The sequence below is a fragment of the Streptomyces sp. NPDC053076 genome (assembly GCF_044546845.1).
GTDB lineage: Bacteria > Actinomycetota > Actinomycetes > Streptomycetales > Streptomycetaceae > Streptomyces.
On sequence record NZ_JBITZL010000001.1, the window covers coordinates 302,670 to 319,035 of the forward strand.

Sequence of the window (16,366 nt, forward strand, 5' to 3'; positions counted from 1 at the left end):
CCGCTCGGTTGGAAGCAAAGGGAGACCTCATGGGAAGCACGTTGCTGCACAAGCTGAGTCACAGGCCGAGCCGCGCATCGGCCCGTACGCCGATACACAGGCGCGGCCTCTATCTCGGTGTCGTACCGGAGAGAGCCGCACGCGTCCGCGGCGCCATGCCGCTCGTCCTCGACCACGACCTCGACGCCCTGCCGGAGGCGGGACGAAGACTGACGGTGCGTCAACTTGCCGATCATGCCGCGGACATGGCGAACCGGCTCGCCGCGGCCGGGGTGCGTCCCGGTGACCACGTGGTGATCTGCAAGGCCCCCAACTTCGACCTCTGGCTGCTGGCGACGGCGGTGGAGCGCATCGGCGCGGTCCCGGTCATGCTCTCGCAGCACCTGGACTCCGAGGCCCTCACCGCGCTGCTGGCCCGGCTGGAGCGGCCGTACCTGGTCTCGGACGGGCCCAAGCTCCGCTCCCTGACCGAGGACGGTGTGGACCTGGCGGGGCTGACCCGGGGGGTGATCGGCGTGGGCGACGCCGCTCCGGGCGCGATCGCGCTCGCCGAGCTGGACGGTTCGGTGCCGGTGCGGCCGGTCCTGCGCGGCCTGGACGAGCCGGCCGTGATCACGCACACCTCCGGCACCACCGGACTGCCCAAGCTGGTCGTGCACACGCCGCGGACGATGCGGTCCCGGTTGCGCCCGCAACTGTTCCTGCTGGGGCTGATGAGGAAGCGGGGGACCGTCGCGATCCACCTCCCCTTCGGTCACTCCCGGACGTTCGCGGCGATGTCGCTCTGCCTGCTCCAGGGGATGCCGGCGCTGCTGGTGAAGGAGGGTTCCCCGGACGCCGTCGCCGCGTTCTTCGCCGAGCGCCGCCCCTGGCTGATCGAGGCGCTGCCCAACTCCTTCCTGGCCTGGGAGGACCTGGCCGAGGACGCGCGCCGCCCGTTCGCCTCGGTGAAGTACTTCAGCAGCACCTTCGACGCGATCCACCCGAGGACGGTACGCCGTCTGCTGCACGCCTCCGCTCAGCGGGCGCAGTTCTTCCAGATCTACGGGCAGAGCGAGGTCGGCCCCGCGGCCGGCCGGCCGTACTACCGCCGGTTCGTCCACCGGATGGACGGCCGCTGCGTGGGCTACCCCTTGCCGGGCAGCGCCCGGGTCAGGCTGGTGAGCCGGGACGGCAAGCGGCCCTCGCAGCAGAACCCCGGCTTCATCGAGGTCCGCTGGGACGGGCTGGCGAAGACGTACCACGGTGAGCAGGAGCGCTACGACGCCAATGTGCGCGACGGCTGGTGGCGTACCGGGGATGTCGGCTACCGCACCTCGTTCGGTTGCCTGCACATGCTCGACCGCGAGTTCGACACGATCCCCGGAGTGGGCAGCAACCTCGAGATCGAGGATCTTCTCCTGGACGAGCTGGCGGAGCTGGCCGAGGTCGTCGTGGTGCCGGGCCCCGGGTCCAAGGCGGTGCCGGTCGTCTGCACCCACCGCGACGAGCCGCTGGACCCGGACCGCTGGCGCGCTGTCACGGCCGCGTACCCGCAGCTGGCCGAACCCGTCCAGATCCCGCTGGCCGAACTGCCGCGCACCGCCACGCTGAAGACCCGCCGGGTCGAACTGTCCCGCCGCCTCGCGACCGGCCTGTAGGGCCGGCCCCGGCCCCTGCCCCGCTGCCGGGGCAGGTGGCCGGCGAGGGTCACCAGGCGCCGTGGTGGAGGATGCCCAGGGTGAGGACGGCCACCGCGGTGGCCAGGAACACGATCCCGCCCACGATGTTGCGGGAGCCCACCCGCAGGTGGGCGATGATCGCGCCGATGAAGTACAGCACGAGGCCGGAGGCGGCGAGAGCTCCCAGGATCGGCACGGCGAGCCCGGCCAGCAGCCCCACGGTGCCCGCCGCCAGTAACAGGCCCAGGACCGGCACGTACTTCCGGGGGATGCCCTTCATGTCCGCCTGGGTCTTGGGGTATTCGTGCCCGATCAGGTACGTGACGGCGGCGGCACCGTTGAAGATCACGCCGAGGACGGTGACCGTGACGAAGGCGATGGACACATTCTCTCCGCTCTCAGGCGACAATGGTGCTGGGCGCCCCGTTGGGGGATGCCGTTCTCGCGTTGCCCGCCGACGACTCGATCGGTGACATCGGTCGGCCGCCATGTGCGCCAGTGGCCCGGACGCTGGTAGCCGCTGCGCAACACCGTGACGTGATGGTGCTGTTGGGGTCGGGGACGCTTTCCGTGCGGTGATGATCGTACATGTCGCCCAGGCACGGCAACCGGCCGTACGTGCTGTTTCCGGGGCGTATATCGCTTCGTGATCGATCTGCGCAGTTCGCCCTGACGCTGCTCTTTCGAGCCGTGCGCCGTCCGGCTCGACGGTCCCGCAACTGCCCGCGCACAAGGGGGAGTTCGCCGGAGCCGCACGATGCCCGGACCGCCTTGCGCTGCAACCCGCAGTCGGGCCGCTGCCTCGACTCGCCCAGCGGTGCGACCGCCAACGGCACCCGGCTGCGGATCTGGGACTGCAACGGCTCCGCCGCACAGCGGTACACCCTGAGCTGAGCCCCGCAGCGACGAGACGCCGACGCCATCCGTTGTGTCCCGGCTTCCTGCGGCGCGGTCGCCGGTCCGGAAGCCGGGACGGGTGGACTCGGCTGCCGAGGAAGCGCTCGAGGGTCGCTGCCGGTGGACGGCCGATCCGGCGGCGGTGACGTGGCCGGTCGGGGCCCGGGCGAGCGGTTCCCGGGAGCGGTGCGGGAACGCCTGTCCGAGCAGCGGACCCGTGCACGCAGGCACTCCCCGGTGCGAGATACTCTCCCGATGAGTCCACGCACGTCCCCGGAAGGCCGGCCGATCACGATACGGAGGGCCGTCGCGCGGGATGCCAAACGGCTCACGCGGCTCGTGCGTGGCTCGGGCGCCTACCAGGGCAAGTACGCAGCCGCAGTCGCGGGCTACCGGGTCGGTCCTGATTACATCGAGGCCCACCGCGTCTTCGTGGCCGTCGGCGCCGACGAGCACGGAGACCGGGTCCTCGGCTTCTACTCGCTCGTCCTCGCGCCACCGGAGCTCGACCTGCTGTTCGTCGCCGACGAAGTGCAAGGACGGGGTATCGGACGGCTGCTCGTCGCGCACATGCAGTCCGAGGCCCGTGCCGCCGGGCTAGACCGTCTCAAGGTCGTGTCGCATCTTCCCGCCGAGGACTTCTACCACCGCGTCGGTGCGGTGCGGACCGGGACCGCGCTCGCGAACCCGCCCGCCGTGCCGTGGGACCGTCCCGAGTTCGAGTTCCGCATTCCTTCGGAATGACGCGGTGTGGCCGGAGCTGCCCCGTTCACCCAGCAGCCGCTGAACCGCGGCCACGATCTCCTGGCGCCGCCGCGAGCCCTTCCCGTCTCGCTGACCGTCACCGGCCGGCACTGTCGCCATGACGTGCGCTTCCTCTCCGGCTACAGGCTGACCAGCTCCCGTAGCGGCAGGCCGGCTCACCGCAAAGCGGGCGCCGGTCGGCGGCGTACCGCTGCCCGACCCCGACCATCGACGGCGGGCATCGGTGCGGCGATCAGCCCGGGGTGTCGGGCGAGGCGACACGGTGACCGCCCCCGGCTTCGTCGCCGGCACCGACGCCCACGGATCCGATCGGGCACGCCATGCCCGGCGGCGCCATCGTCATCGACCGTGACGCTCGTGTGACGCTCCGGTCCCGGGGATGCCGCTCGCCGAGTCGAGACAGCTGCTGTGACCTGCGGCGTCTTCCGCCTCGCTTCCTGTGGTCTTTTCGATGACTCATCCTGTGGAGTCAGCAGCCACCCCGGTCTCCCGGGGTGGCTGCTGACTCCCGTGCCCGGCCCTGACGGCCGCCTGGCTCGGCTGCTGACCGCCGTGCCCGGCCTTGCCGCCCGCGGGCCGCGGCACCGTGGACAGTGCTGCCGTGCTGTGGCTCAGGCGTCGATGATGACGGGGATGATGAGGGGCTTACGGCGGTGGGTGCGGAACGCCCAGTTCGCCACGGCGCGGGCGACGAGCTGTTCGAGCTGGTGCGCGTCCCCGACGCCTTCCTCGGCCGCAGTGGCCAGGGTCTTCTCGATGACGGGGATGACCGGCTCGAAGGTGGTGTCGTCGTGGACGAAGCCGCGTGCCAGGAAGTCGGGGGCCTCGGCGAGGGCGCCGGTGTCCGCGTCGACGATCGCCACCACCGTGACCACGCCTTCGGCGGCGAGGGTGAGGCGGTCCTTGAGGGACGCTTCGGTGGCGCCGCCGACTTCCATGCCGTCCACGTAGACGTTGCCGGCGGGGACCTTGCCGGTGATGGACGCCCGTCCGTCGACGAGGTCGACGACGACGCCGTCCTCGGCGATGACGACCCGCTCGGGGGCGACACCGGTACGGATGGCGAGGTCGCCGTTGGCCCGCAGGTGGCGCCATTCGCCGTGCACGGGCATGACGTTGCGGGGCTTGACGATGTTGTAGCAGTAGACGAGCTCGCCGGCGCTGGCGTGCCCGGACACGTGCACCTTGGCGTTGCCCTTGTGGACCACGTGGGCGCCCCACCGGGTGAGTCCGTTGATCACCCGGTAGATGGCGTTCTCGTTGCCGGGGATGAGCGAGCTGGCCAGCAGGACGGTGTCGCCCTTGCCGATGCGGATCATGTGGTCGCGGTTGGCCATCCGCGACAGCGCGGCCATCGGTTCGCCCTGGGAGCCGGTGCACACCAGGGTGATCTTGTGGTCCGGGAGCTTCTCCAGCTCCTTCGTGCTCACGACCAGACCGGACGGGACCTTCAGATAGCCCAGGTCACGGGCGATGCCCATGTTGCGGACCATCGACCGGCCGACGAAGGCGACCTTGCGGCCGTGCTGGTGGGCGGCGTCCAGGACCTGCTGGATGCGGTGCACATGGCTGGCGAAGCTGGAGACGATGACCCGGCGCGGCGCGGTGCGCATCACCTGCTCGATCGCCGGGTTCAGCTCACGCTCGGAGGTGGTGAAGCCGGGCACTTCGGCGTTGGTGGAGTCGGTGAGGAACAGATCCACGCCCTCCTCGCCGAGGCGGGCGAAGGCGCGCAGATCGGTGATGCGGTCGTCGAGGGGGAACTGGTCCATCTTGAAGTCGCCGGTGTGCAGCACCATCCCGGCGCCGGTGCGGATCGCGACCGCGAGGCTGTCCGGGATCGAGTGGTTGACCGCCACGAACTCGCAGTCGAAGGGTCCGAAGCTGCGCCGGTCGCCCTCGCGCACCCGCACGGTGCGCGGCCGGATGCCGTGTTCCTTGAGCTTGGCCTCCAGGAACGCCAGCGTCAGCTTGGAGCCGACCACGGGAATGTCGGACCGCTCGCGCAGCAGGTACGGCACGCCGCCGATGTGGTCCTCGTGGCCGTGGGTGAGTACCACGGCCACGATGTCGTCCAGCCGGTCCCGGATCGAGGTGAAGTCCGGCAGGATCACGTCCACGCCGGGCTGGGTCTCCTCGGGGAACAGCACGCCACAGTCGACGATGAGCAGCTTGCCCGCGTGCTCGAAGACGGTCATGTTGCGGCCGATCTCACCCAGGCCGCCCAGGGCGATGACCCGCAGCCCTCCTTCGGGAAGGGGCGGGGCGGCTTTGAGGTCGGGGTGTGGGTGACTCATACCCTGACGGTACCCGCAGAGCGGGGTGGCGTGATCCATCGCCTGTGTGATCTGTACCCGTCCGACAGCCACCGCGCCCGCTCCACCACGCCGGTGCAGCGGCGCGGTGGGGGAAAAAGGCCCTCCGGCGAGCCGGTGGCACGCCTGCCGGGGGGTGCCGAAAGAAGGTCCCGTCCCGGCTTCGTACCGTCGACGCGCTCAGGCGACACTCCGCTCGTGCCGGCGGCGGTGCAGGGCGGCGACGGTGCCCAGGGCCACGCCGACCGCGATGACGATGAGCCCGCGTGCCCACACCACGGCCTCGACCCGTGTGGCGAGCAGGACGCAGGACGCCGCGCCCAGGACCGGGACGGCGGTCCAGGCCCGGAAGTGGGCTCGCGCCGGGCGATCTCGCCGCAGGACGAGGACAGCGGTGTTGACGAGGAAGAACACCACGAGGAGCAGCAGCACGAGGGTGGAGGCCAGGGTCGCCACGTCCCCTGTGAGTGCCAGCAGGAAGGACAGGGCGGTCGTGACCGCGATCGAGGCCCACGGCGTGCGGCGCCCGGGGAGCACGCGGGTCAGGACGCCCGGGAGGAGGCCGTCCCGCGCCATGCCGTAGGCCAGCCGGGAACTCATGATGCCGGTGAGCAGCGCTCCGTTGGCGACGGCGACGAGAGCGACGGCGCTGAACAGCTTCGGTGGTACCCCGCCCGCCTCCTTCACCACTTCGAGCAGCGGACCGCTGGAGTGGGCCAGTGTTCCCGTGGGCACGGCGGCCGAGGCGACGATCCCGACCAGGACGTACACGGCTCCGGCCGTCACCAGGGCGCCGAAGAGGGCGCGGGGATACGAGCGACGCGGGTCACGGGTCTCCTCGGCCACGTTGACGGAGGTCTCGAAGCCGACGAAGGAGTAGTACGCGAGAACCGTCCCGCCCAGGACGCCGGCAGCGGCCCCCGTGTCGGCGGTGCCGAGGCGGACGAGCCTGCCGGGGTCGCCGTCGCCACGCAGGAGCAGCCAGGCCCCGAGCCCCACCACGAGGAGGAGACCGCCCACCTCGACGACCGTGGCGGCCACATTGGCGCGGGTGGACTCGCTGATACCGCGCGCGTTGAGGAGAGCCAGCGCGCACAGGAAGACGGCCGCCACGAGCACGACGGGCAGGCTGACGAAACTGGACAGATAGTCACCGGCGAAACCCCGTGCCAGTGCGGCGACGGACACGATGCCCGCGGCGAGCATGCAGAATCCCGCGAGGAAGCCGGTGAAGGGTCCGTAGGCGAGGGTCGCGTAGTGGGACGCGCCGCCGGCTCGTGGGTACTTCGTGGCGAGTTCCGCGTACGAGGCGGCTGTGAGGAGGGACAGCAGCAGGGCGAGGAGAAGGGGCACCCACACGGCGCCGCCCGACTTCGCGGCGACCTGGCCCACGAGGACGTAGACGCCGGCGCCCAGCACGTCACCGAGGATGAAGAAGTAGAGCAGGGGGGTCGTGAGGGCCTTCTTGAGCGCGGGAGTCCCGCCCTGGGGCGAGCCGGCGGGCGTCGGCGTGGAGGAGGTGGTCACCGTTGACCTGTACCCCTGCGACCCCGCCGCAGACGAGGACGGACACGGGAGCCACCTCCTCGAAGCGCGCGGCGGCTCCTCGCAAGCGAGGATCCGAACCGGCTTCCGACAACGCGAGAGCCCGGCCCCGGTCCGTGGAGCGTGGGCCGTGCGCGGGGTGCCCTCATGGCGGGCGAGGGCCTACCCGTGCCGCTGCCACCGCTTCGGGTCCTCTTCCAGGGCTGACCGGTCCCAGCCGCCGTGTTCCGCGGCAGCCTCGTAGGTCGTGTGCAGGAAGTCGGCCACTGCCCCGTCCGGGTCGGCCGCGGTGCGCACCGCCTCGTAGGGCAGGAGGAACTGGCCGAGGCCGGGGCTGTAGAACGCGTCGGCCGGCCTGATCGGATGGCCGGCGTAGCCATCCGGCTCGGGGTAGGCGTACGAGTAGAAGGCCCCTTCCTCCCCGCCGCCGGGCCAGAACCCGCAGCTGCTCAACTCGCGGGAGTAGCCCTCCACCATCACCCAGTCACCACAGTTGGGGGCGCCGCCCGGATGCGGTGGGGCCGTGCGTCCCGAGAACCTCGTGCAGGCCAGGTCCATGGCGCCCCAGAAGAAGTGCACGGGGCTGACCTTGCCGGCGAAGTACGAGCGGAACTCTCCCAGCGCCCGGTCGGCCTGTAGCAGTTGCCGCCAGAACAGCTGTGCGGCGTTCGGGTCGTAGGAAGCGTGTCGGTGGTCCTCGGCGAAGGGGATCGCGGGGTCCACCTCGTTCGGATGTGCCTGGATCCTTGTCTCGATTCCCAGCTCACCCAGGGCTTGCATCGTCTCCCGGTAGAATGCGGCCACCGGTCTGGGCTTCAGAGCCACGGTGCGGTGCGTGCCGTGGCTGCTGCGCATACGCAGGAGATGGTCGAGGAAGTCGAATTCGATGTCGAAGACCCCTGAGCGGTAGGGAATCGCCGATGTCGTCAGGCCCCGCGGGCTGACATACAAGGTGACCTGCCACCAGTGATTGACCAGGGGTGCGTGGGCCAGCCGGATCTTTCCCACGATCTGGGTCCACATGTGCAGGGTGTCCCGGGTCTCGGTCCAGTCGGCGACCCGCAGCCGCGGCCACCTCGTCCGTGACATCTGGTCGGAAGTCCCGGCCACAGCGAGCTCCTTCCGGGACAATCTGACACATACTGACCACGGTGCCCTCAGTCAAGGAATCAGGCAACCCGGCGCACTGCACCGGCCCCGGGCAGGGACGCTCGCACGCTCCACGAGCAGTCGGTGCTCCGGCATCGCGAGCACACCGATGCAGCTGCCCGGTCTCACGGGTGGCGGCGAGGTCCTGTGGAATCGATTCGGAAGGACTTCTCATCATGAGCCTTGACCAGCCGACCCTCGTACTCGGGGCAGCCGGGGGACAGGGCGGCGCCGTCGTCCGCGCGTTGCTGTCCCGCGGGGCCGCCGTCCGCGGCCTGGTCCGCGACCCCCGGTCCGCCGCGGCCCAGCGCCTGGCCGGCCAAAACGTCGAGGTCGTGGCCGGAGACCTCGAGGACCGGGCATCTTTGGCATCCGCCATGCGGGGAGTAGCCGGGGTCTTTGCGATGACCACCCCTTTCGAGTCAGGACCGGCCGCCGAGATCGCACAGGGCCGAGCCATTCTCGCTGCCGCGCATCAGGCCCGTGTGCCCCATCTGGTCTTCAGTTCCGTCGCAGGTGCCGACCAAAACACCGGCGTACCGCACTTCGAGACCAAGGCAGTCATCGAACGGGAACTGGCCGCGGGCGAGGTGCCTTATACGATCCTGGGTCCCACCTACTTCTTTGACAACGCCCTCGGCGACGTGGAGCGGATCCGTCAGGGGGTACTCGATCTCCCCCTGCCACCGCACCGCCGGCTGCAGCAACTGGCGCGCCCCGACCTGGGTGCTTTCGCCACCGCTGTCCTCGTCGCGCCCGACGCGTTCGTCGGGCGGCGTATCGAGCTCGCCGGCGACGCCCCCACGCCCGTGGAGATGGCCGCCGCGTCGGGCGCGGCTCTCGGTGGGACCGTTCGGCACAACGAAGTGCGGCTCGACGAGATCCACAACGACGACATGCGAGCGATGTGGGCGTTCCTGCGCGGCGTCGGTTACGGCGTCGACCTGCCGGCGCTGCACGCCGCCCACCCCGAACTGCGCTGGACGTCGTTCGCCGACTGGGCCGGCAGCGCCTTCTCGACGGCACCGTGACAGGGTGCCTGCGCTCGGGCCCCGGGATGCGTGCCGGGGCGGGCGGGGGCTGCGGTCAGCGGCCTTCCCAGTGGGGTGGGCGCTTTTCGGCGAAGGCATGGGCTCCTTCCTGCGCGTCGTGGGACGCGAGGACCGGTGCGACGAGTTGGTCCTGCTGGCGGAACGCGTCCTGGTCGCCGTACGCCGTCCGCTCGTTGACCGCACGTTTGACGGCTGAGATGGACAGGGGGGCGTTGCGCGCGATGCGGTGCGCCAGTTCCACGGCCTTGGTGAGCGTTTCGCCGGGTGGGGTGAGGTGGTTGACGAGGCCGAGCTGATGAGCCCGTTCGGCGGGCAGGGGGTCACCGGTGAGGAGGATTTCCACGGCGATGTTGCGGGGGATGCGCTCGGGCAGCCGCACGATGCCTCCTTCGGGGGGAACCAGGCCGAACGTCACCTCGGTGAGGCCGAAGGTGGCGTCCTGGGCGGCCACGATCAGATCGCAGGCGAGTGCCATCTCGGTGCCACCGCCCAGCGCCCAGCCCTCGACGGCAGCGATGAGCGGGGTGCGGAGCTGGGTTCGGGTGAGGCCCGCGAAGCCTCGCCCCGGCAGGACCGGGGTGTCTCCCTTCGCGAACGCCTTGAGGTCCATCCCCGCGCTGAAGGTACCGCCGGCAGCGGTGAGGACGCCGACCATGTCTTTCCCGCCGGAGTGGGTCCTCGACCACTGACGGTGGAGCGCTCCTCCGGGTGCTCGTCGCCTGGGCCGGGTGCTGGGGGATTCGGACCCCTGCTAGCGCGGGATCGCTCCGCCGCTGCGCAGGGACTCGATGTCGTCGGCGCTGAACCCGAGTTCCGTGAGAACCTCTTCGGTGTGCTCGCCCAGATCGGGAGCCGGGCGGGCGGGGACCTTCTGTTCCTGGTCCAGGTGCACGGGGCTGTTGACGGTCAGGTGTGTCTCGCTGCTCCCGTCCTCGATCGGCACCACGATCCGGTTGGCCAGGAGTTGGGGGTCGTGGGCGTATTCCTCGAGTGTCTGGACGACCCCGTAGGTGAGGCCGGCGGTGTCGAGTACCTCGCGCCATTCGGCCAGGGGGCGGGTGGCGAACCGCTTGTCCAGCAGAGTGACGATGTCGGCGGCGTGGGCGCGGCGGCTGGGGGTGTCGTGGAACCGGGGGTCCTCGGCGGCCTCGGGGTGGCCGATTACGTAACCGCCCACATGGCCGTCCTCGTCACCGCGGGCCCAGATGATCACGTAATCGGCGAGGGTCGCGTTACCGATCCAGCGCTTGTGGCCGTTTGGTACGTACGAGTCGCCGTCCCTGTGCGCGGTCGTCTCCAGCTTGACCACGTCCGTGCCGTGGGCCGGCTCGGTCAGACCGAAGGCGCCGACCTTCTCGAGGCTCTCATCTGCGGCACGAAGGCTCCCCTGACCATTTTGCCGCACCACGTGGGCGCCGCATCTCCGGTCTCCGGTCCCAGGTCTCACCGCCACGCCGGGCGCGATGTGCCGTGGCGTCCCCATGGGGCAGCCCACGGCGCGAGCAGCAGCCGAAACGCTGCGGGTGACGGATCAGAGACACCCAGCCCGACATGCCACGCGGTGGTGGGTCACTGTGAGCGCCGGACAGGGCATCGCAGGCGGTTGAACCATCCATGGGGATCGGCCGAGGCGGAGTACCTCATCTTCCAGCGCACGAAATCTATCTCCGCTGGAGTAGACATTGGCCGACGGTGTGGTTAAGGTTTCTGTCGTAGCCGAGATCAAGAGAGGCCCGGCAGAGATGAACTGCCGGGCAGCAGTACGCGGTTGCAGTTCGCAGGACGGTGCGGTGGTGGAGTTCCGAAGCCAGAGCGGTTGCAGGACGGCGACGGGGCTGACGACCGGACCGGGTGGCCCGCAGTGATCAGGGGCCGCCATGAGCAGTACCGCAGTGGCAGTACCAGTAGGTGAAGGTTCGCAGTACCCAGCAGTGAAGTAAGTGAGCAGTACCTCGGTGAAGGCGTCGGCTGCGGGCGCGCGCACCGGGAGGTTCGGCAGTGGGGTTCCAAGCCAGAGCAGACGCAGGACGGGCGACGGGGCTGGCTGCCGAAGGGTGGCGCTGTTCGAGGCCACCAGCAGTTCGCAGTTTCCGTTAGTGAGTAGCTGGTCAAGAGGGAAGAACGGAGGAGCCGAGCGCCATCAGGATCGCCCGGGTGGAAGTCTTGGACCCGGGTACCGCAGGACATCGATAGTGAGGTGGTCTCCGGTCGAGCAACCGCGATCCCCGCGCCCCCGACAGCGTCTCGGTCGGGTCTGCGGAATCAGAGGGCCGGTGCAGTATCAGGGCCGGCAGATGGTGTAGTAGTTCCTTCGGGGCCCTGGTGCCAGTCCGGCGCCAGGGCCCCTCAATGCGTGTCACAGAACAGAGAGGTGCAATGACAGCAGACGACACGTTCGGCCGTCTCGACGACGACGACTACCCCGCCTACACCATGGGCCGGGCCGCCGAGATGCTCGGCACCACTCAGAGCTTCCTCCGTGCCATCGGCGAAGCCCGCCTCATCACCCCACTGCGCTCCGCAGGCGGCCACCGCCGCTACTCCCGCTACCAGCTGCGCATCGCCGCCCGCGCCCGGGAACTCGTCGACCACGGCACCCCCATCGAGGCCGCCTGCCGCATCATCATCCTCGAAGACCAGCTCGAGGAAGCCCAGCGCCTCAACGCCGAATACCGCCGCGCCACCGAATCGGCGAACCCGACCGCAGCAGCATGAGATGAGCGTGCCCGTCCGCGTCGGCGGGCACAGCACCCATGGTCTGCCGTGCGGTGTGATCGTTTCCTCTGGTGACGCCGCGTGTGGGCGTGTAACGTTCTGCGTCAGCTGTCGTGGTTCGGAATTCCCTCTTGCCCACGCCTCTGGTGTGGGCGTTTTGCTGTGCTGTGCCGCAGGGACCAGGGCGATCACCTCCGCCTTCCACATGGCGTGGGAGGCGTTCATCGACTGGAAGGCATCAGACATGGCAACGGGAACTGTGAAGTGGTTCAACGCGGAGAAGGGCTTCGGTTTCATCGCCCAGGACGGCGGCGGCCCGGACGTCTTCGCGCACTACTCCGCGATCAACTCCACGGGCTTTCGTGAGCTCCAGGAGGGCCAGGCCGTGACGTTCGACGTCACCCAGGGCCAGAAGGGTCCGCAGGCCGAGAACATCAACCTGGCCTGACCTCGCAGACCTGCCCGGGGATCGCGCACCCTGCGTTCGGTGAGCGCCGCCCGTGCGGGCTTTGCCGCCATACCGGGCGAAGCGCCTGCTCTCATGCCGGGCGTGCGCAGGATCAGGGGCCGCGCAGCCATTGCTGCGCGGCCCCTGATCTGTTGAGGCGGGTGCGACCTCGGCCGAACGTCCTGACCTCGGTTGCTTCGAGCGTCGTCCGGTTCGGGTGCCGCATGCCCGGCGTCTCTGTTTCGCGCTGCTTGGAGAAGCAGACGGTCAGGTGTCCGTCCAGGCGGCGAGGAAGGCTTGCCGTCCATCCGAATCGTCCCATCTGCGGTCCGCATGCAGAACGCGCCAGGCGGTGAGCTCGAGATCTCGGAGCCACAACTCGCCGATGACCTGTGTCTTGAGGTCAGGCAAGTGGTCGGACTCGGCGAGGGCTTGACCGATCACCTCCCCGGCCGCTATGCGCTGGGGCGGAGTCATCTCATCGATGGCCGAAAGGAGTTGCCTGGCCAGGGCGGTTCCCTCTCCTTCCAGAGAACGCAGCACCTGAGCCTTCATGTTGAGGGGTAGCAGGTACGCGGTGCCCGACGACCTCCACAGGTTGGACCAAAAGCGTTCTCCTGCCTTGGTGGGGGCAGGCAGCGCGGCCAGCAGCCCGAGGAGATGGCCGGTGGCCGCATAGCCATCGGAATGGGCGGCTGCGACGACTGCGATGCCGGCGACGCCCTTCACATCGAGCTGGCCGGCCTCGAGATGCGGAGCCAGGTCCAGTTGGTGTTCCAACTGGTCTGCGAGGGCGGTGGACACGTGGGGGCGGACCTCAGGAAGCATCGGCGATCCTTGCGCGTAGGCGAGCGGAGATGCCCGTTCGGAAGCCCTGATCTTTCCCATGGCCGGCCGTTCTACTCGGCTTGGACAGGCCCAATTGGCTGGAGGGTCGACGGGGCTTCAGTTCACGCGGTGGCGAGCCGGCCCGGGCCCGGCGACGTGGCTCCGGGCCGACCTTCCATGAATGCCGCCGCAGTGAGGTCTTTTAGCATTACCGCATTGCTGCCAGTGACGCCCAGCCGCCCGAGGGAGAACGAGAAGCTGTGTCCCGTGATGCCGCTGAAGTCGGATACGGTCACGTCGCCTCAGCGCGTGGAGAGTGCCGTGAAGACGGGCTACCCGACGGATCGCAAGGCGGACATGCAGGGGAGAAGGCTCACTCGGTTTCCTCCCTGGTCGAGCGGGCGGCTGATCTGGCCGAACCGATCAAGCCGAAATTGCGTGGCTGGCTCCATGCCGGAATGGTTCCCGCCGCACTGATCGCGGGCGTCGTACTCATCTGCCTGGCCCGTACCCCGCAGGCGGTCCTGGCCTGCGCCGTGTACTCGGTCACCGCGTGGCTGCTGTTCGCAACGAGCGCCATCTACCACCGCGGCACCTGGGGACCACTGGGCGAGGCTCTTCTACGACGACTCGACCACGCCAACATCTTCCTGATCATCGCCGGCACCTGCACCCCCGTGGCCGTGCTCCTCCTCCGGCCGGAACAGCGGTCCATGCTGCTGTGGATCGTATGGACCGGGGCATTGGCCGGCATCGTGTTCCGGGTCCTGTGGGTCGGAGCTCCGCGCTGGCTGTACACCCCGTGTTATCTGGCCCTGGGGTGGGCGCCGGTGCGCTACCTGCCCGACTTCCTGCACACCGGCGGAGCAGCCGTAGTCGTCCTGATCGTTGTCGGCGGTCTCCTCTACAGCGCGGGCGCGGTCGTCTACGCCCTGCAGCGGCCCGACCCCTCACCTCGCTGGTTCGGTTACCACGAGGTCTTCCACGCCCTGACCGTGGCAGCCTTCACCGCGCACTACATCGCCATCTCCCTGGCCACCTACTGACCGCGACAGCGTCCGGGCTGCGCCGCTGGTCAGCCCCGGTGACGTCGCCATCCGGGGCAGAGCACCCCTGGTTCGTTCGCCCAAGGGCCCGCAGAAGCGGGGGACCGGAGAAGGCCCGAGTCATGGCCCGGGAATGTTCTGCCTCGTCCGCGACGGGGCGGACGCGTCGGTGAGGTCGGCACCGGTGTCGGCGTCACGCCGGGAGTGGCCGACGCCCCGCCAGTCCAGGCACATGACCGTCGCGTCGTCTTGCAGGTGACCGTCGTGGGCGTCGACGATCGCCGCGATGAGGGTGCGGGCGGCCTCGCGGGGATGCAGCGCGCGGGTGCGCACGATCAGGTCGGACAGATCGAGGCTGCCTGCGTTGCGCTCCAGCATGCCGTCGGTCAGCATCACCAGCCGGTCGCCCGGCCGCAGGTCCAGCGACTGGACCCGGTAGCTGTGAGGGGCAGGGAAGCCGAACGGCATATCGATCTTCGGAGCGATCTCCCGCACCTGTCCGTCCCGCATCCGCAGCGGCCAGGGATGCCCGGCGTTGATGAACTCGGTCTCGCCGTCGATCAGGCTGATCCGCAGAAGCTGACCGGTGACGTAGCCGTGGCGGCCGTGCTCGCGCATGGCCTGGTCGGCCTGGCGAGCCTGTTCGGCCAGGCCGGCGCCGGCCCGCCGGGCCCGGCGCAGCGCGCCCACCAGGAGGGTGGCCAGCAGCGCGGCGTCGACGTCGTGACCCATGGCATCGGTGACGGAGAGCTGGACGGTGTCCCGGTCGATCACATAGTCGAAGGTGTCGCCCCCGACGTGGTCGGCCGGTTCCAGCGCTCCTGCCACCGCGAACTGCGCCGCCTCACACGCCAGTGACGACGGCAGCAGCCGGTGCTGGATCTCCGCGGCCAGGCTCAGCGGGGCGGTACGGCGGCCCCACTGGTACACGTCGGTGTAGGACCGGTTCGCGATGACGATGTAAGCCAGGGCGTGCAGGCTGTTCATGGTCGCGGAAGCTGCGACCTGTTCCGCCCGATGGACGCTGCCGACGGACATCGTCCGCCCCCTGCAGGCCTGCGAGGTGCGGGTGGACCGCGAGACGCTCGCCCTCGGGTACGCGGGCGTGTACTCCGGTTTCCTCCGGCACGCCGTTGCCGCGGCGCGCCGTCACGGCCTGGACAACCGGGCGATCCTTGTCGAAGCCGGCCGGCGCAGGGATGGTCGGCGGCCAGGCGGACATGATCACGGACATTGCGCTCGACCTCGCGGCGGCCGGTTGCGTCGACTGGCGCGAGTGATCGGTGCGGTGGCTGTGGTGGTCCGGCGGGGCCGGTGCCACCGCTGTCCACGTCAGAGGACGGACGGCGATGCCAGCGGCTCGTGTCGGCGTCACCTTCGTCATTCGGGGGGTGGTCTCCCTGTCTCCTGCGGCCCGGAGGGGAATCGTCCCCGTGCTCTTCCAGCAGTTCGAGGAGCGCGGCATCCGCTCTTTTCTGGTCTTCCTTCGTCAGCTCGAGCGGTGCGTTGTTGTAAACGGTGTAGCGATCCGGATCGATGATGTTGGCGGCCCTCAAGCTGAACGTCAGCAAGGGGCGCCAACCCTTGCGGTGGCCGACCCGCACCTGTATCTGGGCCTTGTAGTCACGGGCCTCCGGGAGGAATCCGGAAAACGGTGCCTCGAACTCGAGGAAGAGCTGTTGCGCTTCTCTGCCGGGCACGACGAATCCGGCGGGCAGCTTCGCCTCCTCGTCCGGCCCCGGTTGGAGCCGGGACGGGGAGGACACCCACAGGAGTGGCAGATGAGAGGCGGGCTCATCGGGGAAGGTCAGGATGAGGTCCTGCACGACGATCGGTTTGGGACCGGTGTTGTGCAGGACGAGCGGCAGTCGTAGGCGTGCCGTGGAACCGTGGACGATCGCCGCGAAGGAATGAGGTTCCCACGCCTGCAGGCGTCCCTGTCGGG

General features: G+C 69.6%; 14 protein-coding genes and 3 pseudogenes. 9 read left to right on the top strand and 8 right to left on the bottom strand.

Annotated elements, in window-relative coordinates; translation table 11 throughout:
- Positions 1 to 29 precede the first annotated feature (29 nt).
- Positions 30 to 1,640: a class I adenylate-forming enzyme family protein gene (locus ACIGYR_RS01250; protein WP_399604642.1), complete on the top strand. Its 1,611-nt coding sequence runs from the start codon at positions 30 to 32 to the stop codon at positions 1,638 to 1,640.
- Positions 1,641 to 1,689: 49 nt separating this feature from the next.
- On the opposite strand, the gene ACIGYR_RS01255 is transcribed toward ACIGYR_RS01250, so the two are convergent.
- Positions 1,690 to 2,046, bottom strand: coding sequence for a DoxX family protein (locus ACIGYR_RS01255; protein ID WP_399604640.1), 357 nt, complete (start codon positions 2,044 to 2,046; stop codon positions 1,690 to 1,692).
- Positions 2,047 to 2,441: 395 nt separating this feature from the next.
- Between ACIGYR_RS01255 and ACIGYR_RS01260 the strand changes: the two are divergent.
- Together ACIGYR_RS01260 and ACIGYR_RS01265 are read left to right on the top strand one after the other, a co-directional pair.
- Positions 2,442 to 2,555, top strand: a pseudogene (locus ACIGYR_RS01260) (RICIN domain-containing protein); the annotation flags it as partial.
- Positions 2,556 to 2,813: 258 nt separating this feature from the next.
- Positions 2,814 to 3,302: a GNAT family N-acetyltransferase gene (locus tag ACIGYR_RS01265; protein WP_399604638.1), complete on the top strand. Its 489-nt coding sequence runs from the start codon at positions 2,814 to 2,816 to the stop codon at positions 3,300 to 3,302.
- Between the two features lie 632 nt (positions 3,303 to 3,934).
- Here ACIGYR_RS01265 and ACIGYR_RS01270 read toward each other — a convergent pair.
- From ACIGYR_RS01270 to ACIGYR_RS01280, 3 genes are all read right to left on the bottom strand, one after another.
- A complete protein-coding gene (locus tag ACIGYR_RS01270) occupies positions 3,935 to 5,620 on the bottom strand; it encodes a ribonuclease J (protein ID WP_391841551.1) in 1,686 nt (561 codons plus the stop codon).
- A gap of 198 nt (positions 5,621 to 5,818) precedes the next feature.
- Complete coding sequence (locus tag ACIGYR_RS01275; protein ID WP_399604636.1) at positions 5,819 to 7,165, bottom strand: APC family permease; 1,347 nt, start codon at positions 7,163 to 7,165, stop codon at positions 5,819 to 5,821.
- A 180-nt stretch (positions 7,166 to 7,345) separates the two neighbouring features.
- Entirely contained in the window at positions 7,346 to 8,272 is a 927-nt protein-coding gene (locus tag ACIGYR_RS01280; RefSeq protein WP_399604783.1) for a DUF5996 family protein, read from the bottom strand.
- Between the two features lie 236 nt (positions 8,273 to 8,508).
- Here ACIGYR_RS01280 and ACIGYR_RS01285 point away from each other — a divergent pair, with 236 nt between their 5' ends.
- Positions 8,509 to 9,363, top strand: a complete 855-nt coding sequence (locus tag ACIGYR_RS01285) for an NmrA/HSCARG family protein (RefSeq protein ID WP_399604634.1) — start codon at positions 8,509 to 8,511, stop codon at positions 9,361 to 9,363.
- A gap of 55 nt (positions 9,364 to 9,418) precedes the next feature.
- On the opposite strand, the gene ACIGYR_RS01290 is transcribed toward ACIGYR_RS01285, so the two are convergent.
- A complete protein-coding gene (locus ACIGYR_RS01290) occupies positions 9,419 to 10,039 on the bottom strand; it encodes a crotonase/enoyl-CoA hydratase family protein (protein WP_399604632.1) in 621 nt (206 codons plus the stop codon).
- A 96-nt stretch (positions 10,040 to 10,135) separates the two neighbouring features.
- The gene (locus ACIGYR_RS01295; RefSeq protein WP_399604630.1) at positions 10,136 to 10,792 is read right to left on the bottom strand and encodes a CoA transferase; all 657 of its coding nucleotides are present in this window, start codon (positions 10,790 to 10,792) and stop codon (positions 10,136 to 10,138) included.
- 968 nt (positions 10,793 to 11,760) lie between these two features.
- On the opposite strand from ACIGYR_RS01295, the gene ACIGYR_RS01300 reads away from it, so the two are divergent.
- Both ACIGYR_RS01300 and ACIGYR_RS01305 read left to right on the top strand, forming a co-directional pair.
- Entirely contained in the window at positions 11,761 to 12,099 is a 339-nt protein-coding gene (locus ACIGYR_RS01300) for a MerR family transcriptional regulator (RefSeq protein WP_306931533.1), read from the top strand.
- Positions 12,100 to 12,343: 244 nt separating this feature from the next.
- On the top strand, positions 12,344 to 12,547 hold the full coding sequence (locus ACIGYR_RS01305; protein ID WP_030052720.1) for a cold-shock protein: 204 nt from the start codon (positions 12,344 to 12,346) through the stop codon (positions 12,545 to 12,547).
- A 267-nt stretch (positions 12,548 to 12,814) separates the two neighbouring features.
- Here ACIGYR_RS01305 and ACIGYR_RS01310 read toward each other — a convergent pair whose 3' ends face one another.
- Positions 12,815 to 13,435: a hypothetical protein gene (locus tag ACIGYR_RS01310; protein ID WP_399604628.1), complete on the bottom strand. Its 621-nt coding sequence runs from the start codon at positions 13,433 to 13,435 to the stop codon at positions 12,815 to 12,817.
- Positions 13,436 to 13,635: 200 nt separating this feature from the next.
- Here ACIGYR_RS01310 and ACIGYR_RS01315 point away from each other — a divergent pair, with 200 nt between their 5' ends.
- Complete coding sequence (locus ACIGYR_RS01315; protein WP_399604626.1) at positions 13,636 to 14,421, top strand: hemolysin III family protein; 786 nt, start codon at positions 13,636 to 13,638, stop codon at positions 14,419 to 14,421.
- A gap of 120 nt (positions 14,422 to 14,541) precedes the next feature.
- Here the strand turns inward: ACIGYR_RS01315 and ACIGYR_RS01320 are convergent.
- A pseudogene (locus ACIGYR_RS01320) lies at positions 14,542 to 15,396 on the bottom strand (PP2C family protein-serine/threonine phosphatase); the annotation flags it as partial.
- A 24-nt stretch (positions 15,397 to 15,420) separates the two neighbouring features.
- On the opposite strand from ACIGYR_RS01320, the pseudogene ACIGYR_RS01325 reads away from it, so the two are divergent.
- Together ACIGYR_RS01325 and ACIGYR_RS01330 are read left to right on the top strand one after the other, a co-directional pair.
- Positions 15,421 to 15,701, top strand: a pseudogene (locus ACIGYR_RS01325) (4-hydroxy-2-oxovalerate aldolase); the annotation flags it as partial.
- A gap of 153 nt (positions 15,702 to 15,854) precedes the next feature.
- Positions 15,855 to 16,295 carry a hypothetical protein gene (locus tag ACIGYR_RS01330; protein ID WP_399604624.1) on the top strand — a complete coding sequence of 147 codons (441 nt, stop codon included), beginning with the start codon at positions 15,855 to 15,857 and terminating at the stop codon, positions 16,293 to 16,295.
- The last annotated feature ends 71 nt before the right edge of the window (positions 16,296 to 16,366 follow it).